Origin of the sequence: Lentibacillus salicampi (genome assembly GCF_004565465.1) — a bacterium.
In the GTDB taxonomy this organism is placed as follows: Bacteria; Bacillota; Bacilli; order Bacillales; family Amphibacillaceae; genus Lentibacillus; species Lentibacillus salicampi.
This window is the reverse complement of record NZ_SRHY01000028.1, coordinates 1-19,094: the sequence shown is the minus strand read 5'-3', so window position 1 is coordinate 19,094 and position 19,094 is coordinate 1. Positions and strand designations below refer to the sequence as shown.

The 19,094-nt window shown below is 43.2% G+C and carries 25 protein-coding genes; all 25 read left to right on the top strand.

Going from position 1 to position 19,094, the window contains the following annotated elements:
- Positions 1–226: 226 nt before the first annotated feature.
- Positions 227–754 carry a P27 family phage terminase small subunit gene (locus E4U82_RS13780; RefSeq protein WP_167751425.1) on the top strand — a complete coding sequence of 176 codons (528 nt, stop codon included), beginning with the start codon at positions 227–229 and terminating at the stop codon, positions 752–754.
- Positions 741–2,294, top strand: coding sequence for a terminase large subunit (locus E4U82_RS13775; RefSeq protein WP_135110752.1), 1,554 nt, complete (start codon positions 741–743; stop codon positions 2,292–2,294). The genes E4U82_RS13780 and E4U82_RS13775 overlap by 14 nt, the downstream gene beginning before the upstream one ends.
- Before the next feature lie 12 nt (positions 2,295–2,306).
- A complete protein-coding gene (locus E4U82_RS19950; RefSeq protein ID WP_167751424.1) occupies positions 2,307–2,471 on the top strand; it encodes a hypothetical protein in 165 nt (54 codons plus the stop codon).
- The gene (locus E4U82_RS13770) at positions 2,471–3,688 is read left to right on the top strand and encodes a phage portal protein (RefSeq protein WP_135110751.1); all 1,218 of its coding nucleotides are present in this window, start codon (positions 2,471–2,473) and stop codon (positions 3,686–3,688) included. The genes E4U82_RS19950 and E4U82_RS13770 overlap by 1 nt, the downstream gene beginning before the upstream one ends.
- Entirely contained in the window at positions 3,685–4,434 is a 750-nt protein-coding gene (locus tag E4U82_RS13765) for a head maturation protease, ClpP-related (protein ID WP_135110750.1), read from the top strand. Before E4U82_RS13770 ends, E4U82_RS13765 begins: the two co-directional genes overlap by 4 nt.
- A 2-nt stretch (positions 4,435–4,436) precedes the next feature.
- Entirely contained in the window at positions 4,437–5,663 is a 1,227-nt protein-coding gene (locus E4U82_RS13760; RefSeq protein WP_135110749.1) for a phage major capsid protein, read from the top strand.
- Between the two features lie 45 nt (positions 5,664–5,708).
- The gene (locus tag E4U82_RS20140; protein WP_209300580.1) at positions 5,709–6,032 is read left to right on the top strand and encodes a hypothetical protein; all 324 of its coding nucleotides are present in this window, start codon (positions 5,709–5,711) and stop codon (positions 6,030–6,032) included.
- Positions 6,032–6,196 (top strand): hypothetical protein, encoded by a 165-nt coding sequence (locus tag E4U82_RS19945; RefSeq protein ID WP_167751423.1) that lies wholly within the window; start codon positions 6,032–6,034, stop codon positions 6,194–6,196. Before E4U82_RS20140 ends, E4U82_RS19945 begins: the two co-directional genes overlap by 1 nt.
- Positions 6,196–6,705: a head-tail connector protein gene (locus E4U82_RS13750; RefSeq protein WP_135110748.1), complete on the top strand. Its 510-nt coding sequence runs from the start codon at positions 6,196–6,198 to the stop codon at positions 6,703–6,705. Before E4U82_RS19945 ends, E4U82_RS13750 begins: the two co-directional genes overlap by 1 nt.
- On the top strand, positions 6,705–7,061 hold the full coding sequence (locus E4U82_RS13745; protein ID WP_135110747.1) for a phage head closure protein: 357 nt from the start codon (positions 6,705–6,707) through the stop codon (positions 7,059–7,061). Before E4U82_RS13750 ends, E4U82_RS13745 begins: the two co-directional genes overlap by 1 nt.
- A gap of 1 nt (position 7,062) precedes the next feature.
- Positions 7,063–7,437 carry an HK97-gp10 family putative phage morphogenesis protein gene (locus tag E4U82_RS13740; RefSeq protein WP_135110746.1) on the top strand — a complete coding sequence of 125 codons (375 nt, stop codon included), beginning with the start codon at positions 7,063–7,065 and terminating at the stop codon, positions 7,435–7,437.
- Positions 7,434–7,820: a hypothetical protein gene (locus E4U82_RS13735; protein WP_135110745.1), complete on the top strand. Its 387-nt coding sequence runs from the start codon at positions 7,434–7,436 to the stop codon at positions 7,818–7,820. The genes E4U82_RS13740 and E4U82_RS13735 overlap by 4 nt, the downstream gene beginning before the upstream one ends.
- Complete coding sequence (locus tag E4U82_RS13730; protein WP_135110744.1) at positions 7,820–8,392, top strand: major tail protein; 573 nt, start codon at positions 7,820–7,822, stop codon at positions 8,390–8,392. Before E4U82_RS13735 ends, E4U82_RS13730 begins: the two co-directional genes overlap by 1 nt.
- A 51-nt stretch (positions 8,393–8,443) precedes the next feature.
- Positions 8,444–8,812, top strand: a complete 369-nt coding sequence (locus E4U82_RS13725) for a hypothetical protein (protein ID WP_135110743.1) — start codon at positions 8,444–8,446, stop codon at positions 8,810–8,812.
- A gap of 26 nt (positions 8,813–8,838) precedes the next feature.
- Complete coding sequence (locus E4U82_RS19940; protein ID WP_167751422.1) at positions 8,839–9,009, top strand: hypothetical protein; 171 nt, start codon at positions 8,839–8,841, stop codon at positions 9,007–9,009.
- A 13-nt stretch (positions 9,010–9,022) separates the two neighbouring features.
- Positions 9,023–9,184 (top strand): hypothetical protein, encoded by a 162-nt coding sequence (locus tag E4U82_RS19935; RefSeq protein WP_167751421.1) that lies wholly within the window; start codon positions 9,023–9,025, stop codon positions 9,182–9,184.
- Between the two features lie 36 nt (positions 9,185–9,220).
- Entirely contained in the window at positions 9,221–12,592 is a 3,372-nt protein-coding gene (locus E4U82_RS13720) for a phage tail tape measure protein (protein ID WP_135110742.1), read from the top strand.
- Positions 12,570–13,280 (top strand): distal tail protein Dit, encoded by a 711-nt coding sequence (locus E4U82_RS13715; protein ID WP_167751420.1) that lies wholly within the window; start codon positions 12,570–12,572, stop codon positions 13,278–13,280. The genes E4U82_RS13720 and E4U82_RS13715 overlap by 23 nt, the downstream gene beginning before the upstream one ends.
- A 12-nt stretch (positions 13,281–13,292) precedes the next feature.
- Complete coding sequence (locus E4U82_RS13710; RefSeq protein ID WP_135110740.1) at positions 13,293–13,919, top strand: hypothetical protein; 627 nt, start codon at positions 13,293–13,295, stop codon at positions 13,917–13,919.
- Between the two features lies 1 nt (position 13,920).
- Positions 13,921–14,124 carry a hypothetical protein gene (locus E4U82_RS13705; protein ID WP_135110739.1) on the top strand — a complete coding sequence of 68 codons (204 nt, stop codon included), beginning with the start codon at positions 13,921–13,923 and terminating at the stop codon, positions 14,122–14,124.
- A gap of 197 nt (positions 14,125–14,321) precedes the next feature.
- Positions 14,322–17,315, top strand: coding sequence for a phage tail spike protein (locus tag E4U82_RS13700; protein ID WP_135110738.1), 2,994 nt, complete (start codon positions 14,322–14,324; stop codon positions 17,313–17,315).
- Entirely contained in the window at positions 17,316–17,477 is a 162-nt protein-coding gene (locus tag E4U82_RS19930) for a hypothetical protein (protein WP_167751419.1), read from the top strand.
- Between the two features lie 147 nt (positions 17,478–17,624).
- On the top strand, positions 17,625–18,005 hold the full coding sequence (locus E4U82_RS13695) for a DUF2951 family protein (RefSeq protein WP_135110737.1): 381 nt from the start codon (positions 17,625–17,627) through the stop codon (positions 18,003–18,005).
- Positions 18,006–18,281 carry a phage holin gene (locus tag E4U82_RS13690; RefSeq protein WP_135110736.1) on the top strand — a complete coding sequence of 92 codons (276 nt, stop codon included), beginning with the start codon at positions 18,006–18,008 and terminating at the stop codon, positions 18,279–18,281.
- On the top strand, positions 18,281–19,057 hold the full coding sequence (locus E4U82_RS13685; RefSeq protein ID WP_135110735.1) for an N-acetylmuramoyl-L-alanine amidase: 777 nt from the start codon (positions 18,281–18,283) through the stop codon (positions 19,055–19,057). Before E4U82_RS13690 ends, E4U82_RS13685 begins: the two co-directional genes overlap by 1 nt.
- Positions 19,058–19,094 lie beyond the last annotated feature (37 nt).

Below are 19,094 nucleotides of genomic sequence, written 5' to 3'. Positions count from 1 at the left end.
GAGTAACAAAAGAAGAACAAAAGTTCTTTTATTTCAATAAACAATTGTGAATTGTTTTAAATTAAGACACAATTCAAAGGGGTAGGGGCGGTCAAATCCCTGACACATGAGCCGCCACGACCGAGCGGGCACCATCGCGTGCAGTTTTTTCCCAAAATGAGAGTTTTCAAGGGCGGCAACAATTCAAAATTGTTTATAAATAAAACACAATTCAGGAGGTGATTTTGTGGCAGGACGATCCAGTAAGCCGATTCAATTAATAAAATCAGAAGGCAAAAGTCATCGAACAAAAGCGGAATTGGAGCATAGGGAAAAAGCGGAAAAGTCTTTGTACACCGGAACCAACTTCAGGGAGGACCCTGCCACAAAAGCAGACCCTGTTGCTCATAAAGAATTTTTGCGACTCCGGAAACTTTACAAGCAGATTGAATTTGTAGACGGATTGGACCAGGCAACCATTAATCGGTACTGCCAGTTGAAAAGCCAAGAGAGCATGCTGCAAGATTTGTATAACAGCGTTAAAGTAGCGATGGAATCCTATGAGGACATCAATAAAAAGATGGCTCATTACGAGGACATGAAAGAGGTACTCGGAAAGCAGAACCAAGTCCGTGATAAAATGCTCAAGTTGGAAGATCGATTATTTTTAAACCCTGTTGCTCGGATGCGGGCCATCCCAAAACAGCCGGAAGAAAAGAAAAAAAAGAGCCCGATGGAAGAGTTCATGGAGCGCAAGAAAAATGGCACACAGTAAAGAGCGGGCGTTGGAGCCCATTGAATTCATACAAATGCTTAAAGCGGTTGATGACTTTTATGGTCAGCCGTTTTTGTTATTAGACTGGCAATACGAAATTATTTGGGATGTATACGGAACCGTTACAGCAAACGGTTTAAGGCAGTACCGATATGCTTATCTGGAGGTCCCCAAGAAAAACGGGAAAACGTCTTTAATCGCAGGCTTATCTCTTTATCACTTAATGTGCGATCCCCCGGGCGGGCAAATCTATTGTTGTGCTGCTGACAGGCAACAGGCTGAATTAGTTTATAAAGCAGCAAAGGGAATGATCGAACAGGACGGGGCACTTGAGGGATCTTTAAAAATCCTGGACAGTAAGAAAGAAATCATTAATAAAGAAACCGGCACAACCATGAAGGTGCTGTCTGCTGAAGCATTCACCAAACACGGCCTTAACCCCACTGTTGTTATATTTGATGAATTGCACGCTCAACCGAATCGTGATTTGTGGGATGTCATGACATTCGGTGCAGGTGCCGCACGAAAAGAACCGTTGTGGTGGGTTATTACCACTGCCGGCGATGACCCGGATCGCCATTCGATCGGATGGGAGATCCACGAGCAGGCAAGAAAAATCCGAGACGGTGAACTGACGGATCCAACATGGTACGTCAAAATGTTTAATGCACCGGAAGATGTAGACATATTCGATGAAAAAGTTTGGTTTGAGGTTAATCCGTCACTTGGGCATACAATTAATGTTGAAGTTGTGAGGCAGGAAGCGAACGCCGCCAGAAACTCGGAACGATCGGAAAAACTGTTTAGGTGGCTCCGGTTGAATCAATGGGTAGCTTTAAAACAAGTTGGTTGGCAACCTTTATCCTTGTGGGATAAAACAGACGGTAAGTGGGATTTGTCGGAATTGACCAGCAAACGTTGCTATATTGGTTTGGATTTATCTAGTACTACAGATATTACAGCCGCCTGTTACCTATTTCCGCCACAAAAAGGTTTTGATGATTGGCGGGCTGTTTACGATGCGTGGATTCCGGAAGACAACATGAAAGAGCGGGTTAATCGTGACCAGGTACCGTATGACAAATGGGTGAATCATAAGTACATGCACGCTACTCCAGGCGATGTCGTTGATTATGATTTTGTTGAATCACGTCTGGTCAACATGAGTAAACAATATAACTTGCAGACACTTGGCACTGACCCGTGGAACAGTCGCATGTTGAGTCAAAGGCTGATGAAAGAGGGCGTTGACGTTATTGAAATACAACAGAACATGAAGAATATGAGCCCTTCCATGAAGGCGATCGAACAGCTGATGAAAAAAGGTGAACTCACGCACGAAGTCAATCCGGCCGCGCGTTGGTGTTGGGGAAACGTTGCGATTGCAACTGACGGCAACGAAAACATTAAGCCGATGAAAAATAAATCTAAAGAGCGGATTGACATTACCGTTGCTATGATTAATGCGATGGCGACGGCAATCACAATGGGCGAATCAACTGACTCTGTTTATAAAACTCGCGGAATCCGTGTCTTGTAAGGAGGTGGTGCAATGGACTTATCCGATATTTTATTAATTTGCGGGCTGATACTGGTAGCTGTTGGCCTTTATTTTATATCACTGCCGATCATGTTTATAACAGTCGGGACGGTGATATTTTTATTGGGTTTAATTGGAGCCAGGAACACGCCCGATAAAGGTGGTGATGGTACTTAATGGGGATTTTTAATAAGATGCTGACCAACCGGGCAACGGTATTAAGCAACCCTTCTAAATGGCTGTCTGATATATTCGGAGGCAGTAAAACGTCATCCGGCGTCACAGTGAATGAGGGTAACGCGATGAACAGTACAGCCGTTTATGCTGCACAGAAGGTTATTTTTGAAACAGTTGCATCATTGCCGCTTATCCTGTATCAGCGAAACGGCGATAGTAAGGAAAGAGCAACAAACCATCGTCTGCATTATCTCCTGCATGATCAGCCGAATGAGGAAATGACGGCATTCACATTCCGTGAGTTAATGCAGCACCATTTACTCACTTGGGGTAATGCATTCGCTGAAAAGGTCATTAATGGAGCTGGCCAAGTTATTGCGTTGTGGCCACTGGATCCATCGCAAACAGTTGTTGAACGTAATTTACGAACACAGGAGTTAGAATATTATACGGTTATGCCGGACGGACAGGCTTTTAAATTAAAGCGTGAACAGGTATTCCACATACCTGGTTTAGGCGATGGCCTCGTTGGTAAGTCACCAATACGCATGCATCGGGAAGCAATTGGGCTATCGAAAGCGACCGAAGAATTTGGCTCCCGGTTTTTCGGCGAAGGTGCCACACCAAGCGGGATTATAGAGTATCCAACCGCATTGGATGATGAAGCATACGAGCGATTCAGGAATGATGTACGTGATGCTCACAGCGGTTTGTCAAAAAGCCATAAGCTGATGATTCTTGAACAAGGGCTTAAATATCATCAAGTCGGCGTGCCGCCTGAGGATGCACAATTTTTGGAGACGAGAAAATTCCAGACAACTGAAATTTCGCGTATTTACCGGGTGCCGCCACACATGATAGGGGATTTGGAAAAAGCGACATTTAGTAACATTGAGCATCAGGGCATTGAATTTGTTGTGCATACCATTCGACCGTGGCTGGTTCGCTGGGAACAGGCAATCAAAATGCAACTTATTTCTCCGTCATCAAGGAAAACGCATTTTGCTGAGTTTTTGGTTGAAGGATTGTTACGCGGTGATATTCAGTCGCGTTATGAAGCTTATGCAGTCGCCCGGCAAAATGGCTGGATGAACGCCGATGAAATCAGGAGTAAAGAAAACATGAATCCTATGCCAGATGGTGAAGGCAAAAAGTATTTTGTAAATGGTAACATGAGACCTGTTAATGAACCCTACAAAGGAGGTGATGGACAATGAAAAAAATCAGCATACGCGGCCCGATTGTTTCAAATAACGTGCATTGGATTTATGAGCTGTTCGATATAGATGCCACAAGCCCGCGTAAAGTCCAAAAAGAATTGGAGGATGCGAATGGTCAAGATATTGAAGTGGAAGTCAATTCAGGTGGTGGATCTGTTTTTGATGGCTCAGAGATTTATACCTCCTTGAAAGAACATAAGGCCAATGTAACTGTTAAAATTATGGGACTTGCCGCAAGTGCCGCATCCTTTATCGCGATGGCCGGTGATAAAATTCTGATGTCTCCTACCAGCCAAATGATGATGCACAATGCCTCTTCTATTGCCATTGGTGATTATCGTGACTTTGACCACGAATCAGGTGTTTTACAAAATGTGAATCAGACGATCGCAAATGCCTATCGCATGAAAAGTGGAATGAGCGATGAAAAATTATTGAAAATGATGGATAATGAAACGTGGCTCACACCACAGCAGGCCCTTGAAAGCAAATTGGCTGATGAAATCATGTTTGAACAAAGTGGCCCACAGTTTGTGGCGAGCACCCATCATACCGGGATATTGCCACAACAAGTAATTGACAAGATGATGAATGACAGATTCAACCAGCAACAGCAAGATCAGCAACAACAGAATGAACCAACGAATCAATCCTCTCTGGATGACGATAATCCGGAAGAGGATTTTTATATGCACAATTTACGCAAGAAAAAACTTGAAATTTTAAACAAGGAGGTCATGTGATCATGACAATTATTGAAATGCGTGAAAATCGCGCAAACCTAGTAAACCAAGCGCGTGAGTTAGTGACGAATGCAGAAAAAGAAAAAAGGGATTTTAATCAGGAAGATCAGCAGCAGTATGACCGCATCATGAAAGAAGTTGATGAACTTAAAAATAAAATTGACAGGGAAGAAAAACTGTCTGCTCTGGAAAACGATTTGAATGAACCGGTCAATCAGCCACATAAAACGCAGCCGAAAGACCAAAACAAAAATCAAAAGCAAGGACGGGCATCTGATGAGTATAAAAATGCGTTCTGGCAGGTATTCCGAAATGGCAAAGAATCGTTGAATCATGAACAGGTAAATTTGCTTATGGATCCACAAATCCGCAACCTCGCTGTGGGAACGGATGCCAATGGCGGTTATTTGGTACCGGATGAATTTGAACGTCAAATCATCAAAGGACTGGAAGAACAAAATATCATGCGGCAGTTGGCAACCGTTATCACAACATCCAGCGGCGCTCGTGAGATTCCCGTCGAGACCGATTACGGCACAGCTAACTGGATGGGTGAGAAAGAGCAGTACACCGAAAGTGAAGCAACGTTCGATCAGGAAACACTAAACGCATATAAGGCAGGTACGATCATCAAAGTATCTGAAGAATTGCTGAACGATTCTGCATTCAGTATTGATAACTATGTTGCCGGCGCATTCGCAAAACGTTTCGGTAATTTGGAAGAAGCGGCATTTGTTAATGGTGATGGGTCCAACAAACCGACCGGTGTTGTGCAGTCGGCGCAAGTAGGGCACACAACAGTAGCTGGACAAGTTGACGGTCTGATTGCTGATGACTTTATCGAACTATTTCACAGCTTAAAGCGCCCGTATCGTCGTAATGCTTCTTTTTTGGCAAATGATGGGACGGTTAAAGCGGTTCGAAAAATCAAAGACAATGACGGTCAGTATATTTGGCAACCAGGTCTGCAAGCAGGTGAACCGGACCGCATTCTGGCCCGTCCGGTTTATGTTGCTGATGATATGCCGGCACTTGGAGCAGGGAATAAGCCGATTGCATTCGGTGACTACTCGTACTACTGGATTGCAGACCGGCAGGGTCGCGTAATGCAGCGATTGAATGAACTGTATGCCGCAACCGGTCAAGTTGGTTTCCGCATGTTCGAACGTTTAGACGGTAAACTGATCCTGCCCGAAGCGGTACGAGTATTGCAGAGCGCAAGTGAATAACGAGAGGCTTTAATGCCTCTCTTTTCTTATGAAGGAGGGGGAAATATGCCGGATATAAATCAATACTCTCCACAAAGCGGCAGAGTCATCGGCGAAGATGGGCAAGTTTATAATGTCGTTGATTTGCTACAAAATGCTGGTGGAGGTGGTGGCGATATGCTCAAAGAAACTTATGACACAAACGATAACGGAAAAGTAGATTCGGCAGAAAGTGCTGACAATGTAACTTGGTCAGGTGTAACGGGAAAACCGTCAACATACCCGCCTGAAAGCCACAGCAACCATGCCGTAAGCGATGTATCAGGTTTGCAAGCAGAATTAAATGATATCAAAAGTCGTTTGACAGCACTGGAAGGTGGTGGCACTTGATGAAAGTTAGAATGTTAAAATGCATGGCCGGTGAAAACGCAGTTAAAAATGTCGGAGATGAAGTTGACGTAAAAAAGGAAGTTGCTGAAGCGTGGCAGGAAGCAGGCATTGCTGAAATAGTTCAGGAAAAGAAGCAAGGTGGAAAGAAACAAGGTGATAAGTGATGCATTTAAAAGTTATCACTGAAGCAACTGAATCAGCTGTCAGCGTCGATACCGTCAAAGATTACTTACGCATTGACTACAGCGATGAGGATATGCTGATTCAGTCTATGATCGGTGCTTCAGTTAGTCATGTGGAAACATTTATCAGACGATCACTTGCACCGAAAACATACGAATTAACGTGCGAAGTATCCGGGTTAATCAAACTGCCAAATCCACCTGTCACAAGCATCGAAAAGGTAACAATTGGAGGCCACGCTATAAATGATTATATGAGAGTTCCGTCTGAGCCAAATGTATTGGAAATTCCTTGTGATGATAAAAATTTAACGCTGGAAGTCCAATACATCGCAGGTTATAACAAACTTCCAAAACCAATCGAACAGGCTGTTTTGTTGCTAATTTCCCATTTCTATGAAAACCGGGAAGCGGTTATTGTCGGTACATCGGTTGTTAAGATGCCGTTTTCAGTTGAAGCGTTGCTTTATCCTTATAAGGGGTGGTTCTAATGCGGCCTACCAGACCGGGTAAATATCGGCATGTGGTATACGTACAAAATAGGGAATCAACCCGCAATCCCGACGGACAATGGACTGAATCATGGGTAGATTTCAAAAAGAAATTTGCTGATAAAAACCCATTAAAAGCTAGTGAGTACTTTGAAGCAAAAGCAGTTAATGCTATCCAAACCGTTAATTGGAAAATGCGCTATGACGGTTCGGTCGATGAAGCCATGAGAATAGTGGAGAAAGATAAACAAGATAATATAAAGCAAGTTTACGAGATCCAAGGCATCTTAGACATGGAAGGCTTGAATCGTGAAATGGAAGTCATAACCGAGGCGGTGGTATCCAGTGGGAGCTGATATGAAATTAAATGTTCGCAATAAAATCAGTCAGCTTGGAAGATCAGGAAAAATTGCGGAAGGTCGTATCCTAAAAGAAGCTGGCAACAAATTATCGGAGGGCATATCCGACAATATTAATCGTTCAAGTATCAATAGCGCTGGTTACGTCCATCTACAGGATGCCATAAAAGTAGGTAATGTACGGACGAATGGTTATGGCGAGCGCAGTGTGCAAGTTGGTGCGTCGAAAGATAAGTCTTATATCCTGAAGTTCCTGGAACTAGGCACATCCAAAATGCCAGCCCAGGCGCCGATGGAAAAAGGCATCGCCCATACAAATGATGACGTGGCTCGGGTGTTATCTGACGGATATCAAAGGATTTTGCGCCTATGATTAATTTAAAAGACGATATCTTACAAGCGCTTGAGACCAACACTGATTTGACTGCTCAGCTTGATTTTTACAGAGGATACCCGGCCATATTTCCGAATAAAACACCTGCTAACCAGGACTTTGACACGTATATAATCTATCAACTTATCAATAACGTTGACATTGATTATGCCGATAATAAGGCGTTAAGAGAGTACGTCCAATATCAGGTATCTGTATTTACTAAACAAGGATCAATGACCAGTTTGGGCGAAGAAGTCAATTGCTCCATGCAGTCATTGGGCTTTTTTAGAACGTACATCGGAGAAATGTACGAGTCTGATACAGGTTACACGCACATTTCCACACGATGGAAAGTTAAATTAGAGAAGGAGGCAAAATAATGTCATATGCAGTAGGATTAAAAAGTTTCCATGTAGCAGAATTGATGTCAGACGAAAAAGGAGCAGGGACTACTTACGATGAAGTCCAAGAACTCTCCGAAGCTATAAGTGCGCAAATTGAGCCGCAAGTGGCATCTGGTTCACTGTATGGAGATGATTCGGTTGTAGACACCGCAAGTAAATTTAACTCGGCTACAGTCACCATAAACACAACGAGACTCCCGGCAAAGGATGAAGCTATACTACTTGGCAGGAAAGTGGAACCGGATGGAACTATTGGCTCGAAGGGAACTGCCCCCTATTTGGCTTTTGGGTATGAGGTTACGATGAGTGACGGTTCTTCCGAATACTGGTGGTTGTATAAAGGCAGGTTCCAAGAGCCTTCCCGCACCAATAATACAGGCAATGATTCCGTTGAATATAGCACACCAACAATCGTTGGAACGTTTATTCGACGGAAGTCAGACGGTGAGTGGAAGCGTAACGGCGCCGATGGAAATGATGGATTCAACGCAGGGGATACGTGGTTTGATGAGGTTTACGAACCAACTGCAGGGGACGGTACGACATAAGAGCAGGCACTAGGCTTGCTCTTTTTCTTTACATAACTAGGAGGTGAAATTGTGGACAAAGAGTTAAAACATGATCTGCAACATAAACCAAAAGCGGTCACATTTACATTAGATAAAGAACGAAATTTTATTTTGGATTTAAACGCCTACTCAGAACTGGATTTATTGTATGATAATAAAACTTATCATGACATTGAACGTGATTTATTGAAAATGCGGCCATATGCTATACGCGCATTCATGTGGGGCGGTATGGTGCACGAAGACCGGGAATTGACACCTGATTTTATCGGGCAATACATTGACGTTACCAACATTCAGGAATATGCTCAACAAATTTATCAAGCTATTCTGAATGATAAGCCGCAGCAAGCAAAAGATGAGCAGTCTGACAGCGACGGCAATGGTAAAAAAAAGTAAACGAGAAGTATGACTGGGAATCTCTTTTGGCTTTTTATACAGACATTTTAAAAAAAGATGACGATGAGTTCTGGCGCATTAGCATGAGAAGGCTGAACGCTCTTTTTACGTTGCATTTTAATAAAGTCGATCGGATTGAAAAGCAAAAACAAATGGACAAGCAAAATAAGGCGCTCGAGCAAATGCGGGCGTTGTAGGAGGTGAGATAAATTGACATTTAATGTAGTGTTCAAACACGGATATGAAGATCTCCGCATCGAAAATGTTAAACACATAGTTTATGACGACGATAAAGTCATGTTTATAGATAAGGAGGAGTCAACCATAGCAATAGTCAATCCCTCTGAGTTTGTTTACATCGGACGCGAGTAAGCACAAGAGAGAGATGTGAAAGGCAGGTGAGAACACGTGGCAAACCGTGAAGTAATTGCTGATTTAGTCGCGCAGGTATCCCTGGATGGGGCTAAATTCCAACAGGGCATGGGCAAGGTCAATCGAGAATTAAAAACGGTGCAGGAAGAACTGAAAACGGCAAGAAGTCGTTTTCGGCGAACTGGAGACAGCACAGACTTCCTTGGCCGAAAGTCAACAGCGCTATCCAGTAAAATAAAGTTACAGAAATCACAAGTTGATTTGTTGAGCCGATCATATCGGGAATCAAGAGAAAACAGCGGTAAATTTAGCAAAAATACGCAAGATCTTGCAAGGCGTTTGGAACGTGCCAACCGTGAGTTATCTGAAACTGAATCAGAACTAAAAGACGTTAACCGGGAATTAAGAAATCAGCCCAATAAATGGCAGGAGATAGGGAGAGACGCCCAATCAGCTGGCGACAAAATGATGACAGCCGGCCGAAATATGCGGCGATTCGGGCAGGCGTATACGATGGGCGTGACAATGCCGATTGTTGCAGGAGCGGCGGCTGTATTTAAAGCGTCAATGGATTTTGAAACGGCCTTTACTGGTGTTGAAAAAACGGTAGACGGAAGCAAGGAGCAGATGGATGAGTTAAAGCAGTCTATTCGTGACATGGCACTGGAAATACCATCTTCCACAGATGAAATTGCAGGTGTTGCTGAAGCAGCCGGGCAGTTGGGCATTCAAACTGAAAATATAAAATCCTTCACACGCGTTATGGTTGATTTGGGCGAGTCAACAAACTTATCTGCCAAAGAAGCCGCGACACAAATGGCCCGTTTTGCAAACGTCGTCGGCATGAGTCAGGGTGACTTTGACAAGTTAGGTGCAACGGTCGTTGACCTAGGAAATAATATGGCTACAACCGAAGCGGAAATATCAGAAATGGCTTTGCGTCTTGCTGGTGCAGGTAATCAAATCGGACTAAGCGAATCGCAGATATTGGCATTTAGTTCAGCACTGTCCAGTGTTGGTATTAAGGCTGAAGCTGGTGGATCTGCATTTAGTCGTGTCATGGTGGATATGGCAAATTCAGTTGCGAATACAGATGACAAGCTATCAACATTTGCCGAAGTCGCTGGAACAAGCGCTGATGACTTTGCAAAGTCTTTTGAAGAAGATGCAGCGGGCGCTTTAATGGATTTTGTCAGCGGTTTAGGCGAAATGTCGTCCGAAGGCGAGAACACATTCGGTGTTTTGGAAGAGCTGGGATTTTCTCAAATCCGTGTGCGTGATGCCCTGTTACGTGCGAGTGAAGCAAGCGGCGTATTTTCCGATGCACTTGATATCGGTTCAGATGCCTGGAAAGAAAATACAGCCCTCACTGAAGAAGCTGAGAAGCGGTACGAAACAACGGAATCACAATTGAAAATGCTGTGGAATCGCATAAAAGATGTAGGGATCACACTCGGAAATGCACTAGTACCTGCTGTCATGGATGCCATAGAAGCTGCCGAACCGTTTATACAAAATATAGAAGACGGGGCAGAAGCGTTTTCCGAAATGAGCGAGAAACAGCAACAATCCATTTTGAAAATGGTCGGGTTCGCCGCAGCTATCGGACCGGCTTCTATTGTGTTAGGCGGGCTTACAACCACAATAGGCGGAGTTGCGAAAGCATTCGGAGGTTTAGCTGGCTTGCTTGGACGAGCGGGCGGAACTGGTTTACTTGCTCGTATTGCAGGTTTGGGAGTGTCAGGGCCTGTCGGTCTTGCCATTGCTGGCGTTGGTGCATTAGGCGGTGTTGTCTACGCCCTAACAAGAGACAGTGAAGACCTCAACGATGTCAATTGGGATGTTGTTGAAGGTATGCAAAAAGAAGTAGAAGAGACCGATAACCTCATAGGCCGTTTTGAAGAACTTGAACGCAAAAACAAATTATCAAGTGATGAAATGCTCCGGTACATGGATATACTGGATGAACTGTCGCAGACAAACAGCAAACAAGAGATCGAAAAACTGAAGAACGAGCAGGAGAGGCTTTTAGAGAAATCCGGACTGACCAATGAAGAAATGCAAGAATTTCTCGACTTGAACGATAAGGTTATTGAGAAGGCCCCGACTACTAAAAAGGCTATTAGTGAAGAAGGAAACGCTTATGCCGAAAATCTGTCTGCATTGAAAGAATTGAACGAGGAAAAACGTAAAGAAATGCTGATAACAGCAGAGCGCGAACTCGAAAAAGCGCTCGAAAATGAATCTTCATTAATGAAAGAACAAAAGGAACTTGTATCTGATATCAAGCGGCTTGATCAAGAAATTATGGAAAACAAGGATAAGCGCATCGAAAAAGATGCCGAAATCAAGGAAGCGCAACAAGGTCTGAAAGATATACAAGGTGAGTTGCTTGAGCTGGAAGGTCAAAGCGGGTCTGAAGCAGCTGCCAAACGTGCCCAGTTGAAAGAACAGGAAAAAAATCAGAAATTACTTGTCGAGGGTTTAAAAAGCGAGAAAGAACAATTGGAAGTCGTACAAGATAAACTTATTGCTAAATTTCAAAAGAAAAACGACGATTTGGAATTAACCCGTGATGAAATAGCTGAAATGGACAAACTTAAATGGGATTACGAAGAATTGATTCTCGCTCAAGCTGGTATCAATTCTGAAAAGGGTAAAGGGCTCGAAAAAATTGATACTACGATCTCAAAGCTGGAAGAGGAAAAACAAAAGCTAAAAGATCAGACGCCTGTTAGTCAACGCAATACCGGAGAGTATCAGGATCAAGTTGACGAAATAAACAATCAAATCGGCAAGCTGGAAGGTGCTCGCAGTAAGCTAGAAGAAGTGAACGATTTAGCTGGACAGACTGTATACGATAAAGAAGTCAACTTGTCAGTCGATCCAACAGCCGCAGCCATAGACCGCGCATTGGGTCAGACAGTTTATAAAAAAATAAAAGCGGATGTACAGGGCAATACATTTGCGCAATATGGTCTCAGTTACAGCCCTTATGCAGAAGGTACTGACTATCATCCCGGCGGCCTAGCGCTCACTGGCGAAGAAGGCCCCGAATTGGCCCGGTCAGGAAGTCGTTGGTCCATGCTTGATTTTGGTTTACACGATTTACCACGCGGGACACAAGTATTTACGCATGATGAGTCCAAACGGATTATGAGTGCATTAAATAATATGCCGGGATATGCGCGAGGTGTGAGTCCATCAGGTGAGGCTGACAGGGTTGTTGGTAGTTTGAATGGACAGGTGCGACAGGACAGTCAACCAATCGTCCTCGAAATGCACATAACAAATGAAATGGACGGTCGGGCAGTTGGTAAAACTGTGGAAAAACATGTTACTGATTTGCAGCAACGTAAAAGCCTCAGGAAAAGGAGGGCGCCGCATGCTAAACTACATGACGTTTAATAATACGCGCAATACCAATTTCCCTTTATTGCAAGGCAGAAAAAAGGCGCCTTTTTTCCCTTTAAATCGTACAATCACAAGCTATGCCGGTGTTCATCGATTAAAGAAAACAGAAAAAGGGTTATTATCCATATCGCAACCAATAGGTTTTATTGTAAAAAATGACGAGCATGCACTGCAATTAAAAGATGAACTGTCTAACTGGCTTGTCACTGAAAATTGGGCGCCATTGCAGTTTGATAATGAACCGGGTAGGAGATATACAGCGGTTGTGCAGAACACTCTGGACGATTTTGAAAAATTCGTTGACCAGCGAAGTGGTACGGTTCAGTTCGTTGCAAAGGATGAACTTGGTGATAAACGCACTGAAACAATCAACACAACCAACACCACAATCCAAGTGACCGGCCAAGCCGAAACACCCTGGGCAACCCAAACAACATTCGGCATAGATGCTGACCAGTTTGTCCTAGAAGCCAACAACGGCCTATACGTACAACTGGATTATAACTTTATACAAGGCGATGTACTCAAAATAGATTATAAGTATCGGAAAGTCACACTGAACGATGAATTACTGATGACACCGATTAGCTTGCAGACAAACTGGCTGCCGTTGACCCCCGGTTATATGCAGATGAAAGCCAGTCATGAGACGGAAATATCATACAGCGAACGCCATTATTAAGGAGGTAGTTATATGCCACGAGTAGGTAACACGCCGGGGAGGTTATTGCGAGAAACAAACGAACAAGAAGGCACGATTCCTGGATTCACACCGCAATTTTTTGATAAAGACGGTTATCCGCACGAAGTTAGACCAGACGACCCATACCCCACAGGTGATTACGGTATGACAGAAGGGGGCGTTTGGGTGCCAAAAAAAGTGTCTGACGATGGGACGACACTTGCTCAACTAACTGGGAGTTATGTTGAGGAAAAAGTGATTGATGCAGTAAGCGTTCCTGCTGGAGAAGCAACGGAAGCCAGACTTCATAATTACAAAGGTGAAAGATACGCTTGGTTTGGCATTTATATTGATGTGAGCAATTGGTCATATCGTCAAATGTCAACGCCGTTCGGAAATTATTATGAAAATGGTATAAGTTATCCGGTAGCCGAATACGAGAGCGTTTCAACGGATATAAACTATGCTCCGTATTTATTAATACCGCAGATGTCGTTATACAGTTCAACCGAAGACCTTAAAGCCTCTAATTTATCAGAGGCTATTGAGCTTTATCCTAAACTTGATTTCCATTTCAGAATTGTAAATCATGCTGAAGAAACAGCAACTATATCTGTGTATGTAATGAGGATGTATTGATATGTCTAATCAAAATGAAATAATTAAACGGGTAAATCTAATATATGAGGAAATTAAAGAAAATAAAGAATCTATCGAGGAAGTAAAAAATGAAGTGTCGATGTTCGAACTTATCAGCGAATACAATCAGAGACATGAAAACAAAGAATTAATTGGTGGCAAGTGGGTGAGGGAAAACATATCCGAATTATCCAATTTGCCATAATCCGATACTCAACTAACTGTTTGTCTAAAGTGGCGAAAAGTTGAGTATAAAAATGAAGGGGATAGAAACGTGACGATATATATTGTGGTATCTTTTCTTGTTGGCTTATTGTTCGGTTTTATAATTAGAGAGCAAACTTATTAAGGGTGTTCAACAATAACGCTCTTTTTTTACGCCTTATTTTAGGAGGTGAATCAATGCGCAATCTCATGCAAGCAGGCGGCTCATTCATCGGCACAATGGAGCAATTCGAGTTCAACACGCCAGACCGCCGAGCAAGCACAGAATTATACATCTTCTCACAAGACGACGTAATACTGGCTATCCTATCGCCAGAAACCGGTCTAAGAGAAGCGCCGTACCGCGAGGAATTGAACCAAGTCGCTGATACGCCATTTAGTTTTACGGTCGATGCCGACACCGAACAATCGCAGCATATCCGAGAAGAAAACCAGGTCGTATTCCGCGACAAGAAAGGCGACTTACAGCTTTACGTCATCAAGGAGTTAGACCAGGTTGACAATGTAGATGGCCCGCAAACAACCGCGATATGCGAACCAGCCTTTATGGAAATCGCGGAACACATCGTTGTTGACCGTCGTATGGTTGATGATACGGCAGATGTGGCAGGTAACGCAGCTGTAGATGGCACTCGCTGGGAATTTAAATTAGAGGTTGATCTTGGCCGTGCAACAACAAACTTTTATTACATTACATCTGTAGATGCGATATGGAAAATCATCGAAGTCTGGGGCGGCGAATTTAAAGCGGTTGTCGAATATGACAACAAAAACAACGTTAATCGTCGTGTTATCAAGATACTTGCCCGCCGTGGTGCTGATAAAGGGCACAGGTGGGAAATCGGTCATAATATCCAAGAAATACAGCGTACTGTGCTGTCTTATCCTGTTACGGCTATGTATGGTCGCGGCGCATCATTACAAACGGAAGGCGGCGGCAATACGCGTTATATTGACTTTGCTGACGTTAAATGGTCTAAGGCTAACGGCGATCCCGTGGATAAACCGAAAGGCCAGAAATGGGTGGGCGACCCGGACGCATTGCAGAAATACGGACGACAGTATAAGGGAAAATTGTTGCACCGCGAAGCGATATTCAGTAATCAGGACTATGAGGATAAAATTGAACTTCTTCAAGCCACGTGGGATGCTGTGCAGAAGGCAAAAGAACTCGAAATTAATTACGGTTTATCCGTGCATCTACTCGAATTTTTAGCGGGTTATGAGCACGAACACGTCGAATTAGGCGACACCAATCAGACGGTTGACCGCAATTTCAGTCGTCCAATCGAAATTGAAGCGCGCGTGATTGCGCTTGAATACGACTTACTGGACATCGAAGGAACAGCACAAGCAGAATTAGGACAATTCCTGACCATATTAGATGATGACCGATTAGATCGCGTTATTGAAGAAATAAACGATAACCGCCCGAATTGGGACGTGCCGCAGATTGACGAATCGAATTATCCGGATATTAAACCGGAAACTCCGCAGAATGTCAAGGCGGTAGGAGCATTTCAGACAATCCAACTATCGTGGGATTATGACGAGTCACTGTTCGTTAAGCACTACGAAGTGTTCGGCAGTCAGTTACCCGATTTTGTTCCGGATTCTTCTAATCTATTATGGCGCGGGCGAGTGAGCGGATTTGCACATCAAGTCAAAACAGACCAGGTTTGGTACTATTACGTGCGTGCGGTCAACTATCATGGCACGGCATCGGATTACAGTGTGAAGATAGAAGCGTCCACAGTGCGGATTATGAGTGACGACATCCTGTTTGGCGAGGGTATTGCGTCTGAATTACGGGGGTTATCCAAAACTGCCGGGATATTGGCGCAAGACACCGTATCATTCGATAAATTAAATTCGGCTGTTAAGAATTTAGACGGTACTCGAATAAAAGGAGATTTAATTTCTGTCGACGGTACATCGTATATTGCTGATGGCGTTATCGGTAATGCCGCGATAGCAAATGCTGTGATTGACAAGGCGCACCTGCGGAAAGCAATCATTGATGATGCCCATGTAGACGAATTGACAGGCAAGAAATTTAAAGCACATTCAATAGATGTGGATAAACTAAACGCAACTACATTGTCGGTTATTAGTGCTGATTTAGGTACGGTTACGGCAGGGGTATTACAATCAAGTAATGACAATACAGAGTTTAACTTAAACACAGGTAATTTACACATGAGCAACGCCGATATAACATTCGGCAGTGGAGCTTTTATAGACTTCACATCAAGTGGCAACAAAGTAACTTATGAGCATGTGGGCGACGGGGTTTACAGAACGGCAGGGATTGGCGTTGGAACATCCATCAATGCTAAGTACCCTGTTATTTATATGGGAACTACCGGAACGTACAAGGAAGACTTCGGAGCGCAAGATGAAAAATATTTTACCGGATTCATTTCAAACACAAATAGAAGAACATTGGAAGACGATATAGGTAACTCTGTTGTGGGTAGAGTTTTCCAGATACGAGATGAAGCTGTCGGTTATAGCAGGGGTTTCCATTTTGACGTAGCCGGAAGTTCGATGTCGATGAATCCGATAAACGGAAGGTCATATGACTATGACTTGGGTGAAACAGCTAACTCTTTTCGCCACTATTATACAAAGGGAAATATTTACGCTGATCAATTTCTGGATATTCGTTACAGACATAACACATCAAAGGGGTGGAGAATCGAAACTGAATATGATGGGTCTGGTCGCGGAATTACGTTAGTAGGACTTAACGGTGATGAATACAACTACAACATTGGCGCAGAGGAGTCTCGCAATTGGATTACGCATATATGGACGAGAAACCTGACATCCAAATATATTAACTCCGATTATGTCAATGGAACGGTCGTAGGAACATCAACTAAGGATGCTAAAATGAACATTGAAGATTTAGATGGAAAACAGGCATTTGATTACTTCGACATGATGGATATTAAAACGTTTTACTATAAAAATTCCGATTACACAAATCCATACAACAAGAAAGTAAGTCCAGTAATTGAACAATTAGATCCAGTTTTAGCTAATTTATATAAGGCAACAGACGATGGTCTTGATATAAACAGTAATTTATTCCTATTAGTAAGAGCGTTTAAATATTATGTAAAGACAACGAATGAAAGACTAGAAGTATTGGAGGGTAAATAAATGGAGCAAGACATAAACAAGGTATTAGATAACTTATCAGCGGAATGGGCGCAAGATGCAGCGAATGCCAAACGCAAGATTGCTATACTGCAAGAGGAAAATCGGTTGCTAAGAGAAGAAAATGAACAATTGAAAGAAGGTAAAGAAGCGGACGCCGAATAGGCGTTTTTTTATGCAGAAAAAGCGAGGGAGCCATTCCTCCCTCTGGCCTGCCACGGGGTACATGGCAGGTTATTTATATGGTACGATAACTATTTTATTAATTGCGGGGGTCTTACATGAATTTCCCTCCTGATTGGAGGTTCGAGAGTGGGTGAACAAAACGTGGAACTCATTGAGCAAAACGTGCAGCACATTTCAGAGGATGTGCGGGCACACGGAAAATCCATACGAAACCACGAGTCACGCATCTATCAGCTTGAATCGAACATGCAGATGACGCAACAAAGTGTTCAGCACACGAATGAAAAAATAAGCGATTTAACAGCAAGCTTCAAAACGCTTGAACAAAAACTTGACCAAGACCGGGAAGACTTACAGAAAGACCGAGAAGAAAGACAACGAAACGAAATTAAACAGTTAGAAGATTATAAACATTCTGTATCAACGAATATGTGGAAAATCGGCGGCACTATCGTTGCAACGATTGTTGCAGGTATGGTCGCTGTTATTTTATGGGGAGGTATTTAAGTGAAAAAAGTAAATTGGAAAGTGCGTTTACGCAATAAAAAATTCTGGCTGGCACTCATTCCGGCCGTCATATTGATTGCCCAAATTGTAGGTAGTTGGTTTGGTTACGAGGTTCCGGCTGACGTGATTAATCAAGAAGTCGAAAAAGCGGTCAATGCGATATTTGTTGTATTAGTCATCCTGGGCATTGTCAATGATCCCACAACGGACAATAAAGGCGTATCAGATAGTAAGCAGGTCATGACTTACCGCAAACCTAGAAAGGACGTGAAGTAATGAATATCAAACAAGATATCATCCCAGGCTTAGACCAACCGGCTTTGAATGCTGTCAAAATTGTTGTCGCCCATGAATCGGGTAACCCAAATAATACGGGTCCCGATTCGCTTGAAAATGAGATTAATTATATGAAAAACAACTGGAATAGGGGGGCGAAAGCATACACATCTCACTGGGTAGGTGGCGGTGGACGTATTGTCCAACTGGCAGAAACAGGCAAACGTCAAAATGGAGCCGGATGGCCTGCTAACGGTATTGCATATGCACACGTTGAACTAGCACGAACGGACAGCAAAGAGACGTTTAAAGAGGACTATAAAGCATATGTGGGGTTACTACGCCATTTAGCTAAAGAGGCAAATCTACCCGTAACCTTTGATAGTAATGATGATAAAGGCATCAAGTCGCATGATTGGGTCCGTAAAAATTTAGGCGGTACTACTCACACAGACCCGTTTGCTTACCTTGCTTCACACGGGGTTGGTAAATCCCAATTTGCACACGATGTGGAAAATGGGATTGGCGGTGAAGTTGAAGTTAGCGAACCTAGCACGAATAAATCAATCCTGCAGATGGCCAACGAAGTTATTAAAGGGTTGCACGGAAACGGTCATGCAAATAGACGGGTATCCTTAGGAGTTAATCAGTCTGTTTATAATAAAATCAAATCCGAGGTTAATAGGAAGCTAGGAGCCTTGGACAGAAGTATTTCAAAAAATCCCGCTTCATTTCACTACAACCTATTTTTATGTAAAAAAATGGAAATGATTTAAAAAAGGGTATGCCAAATAAGCTTCACGTTTATGTCAT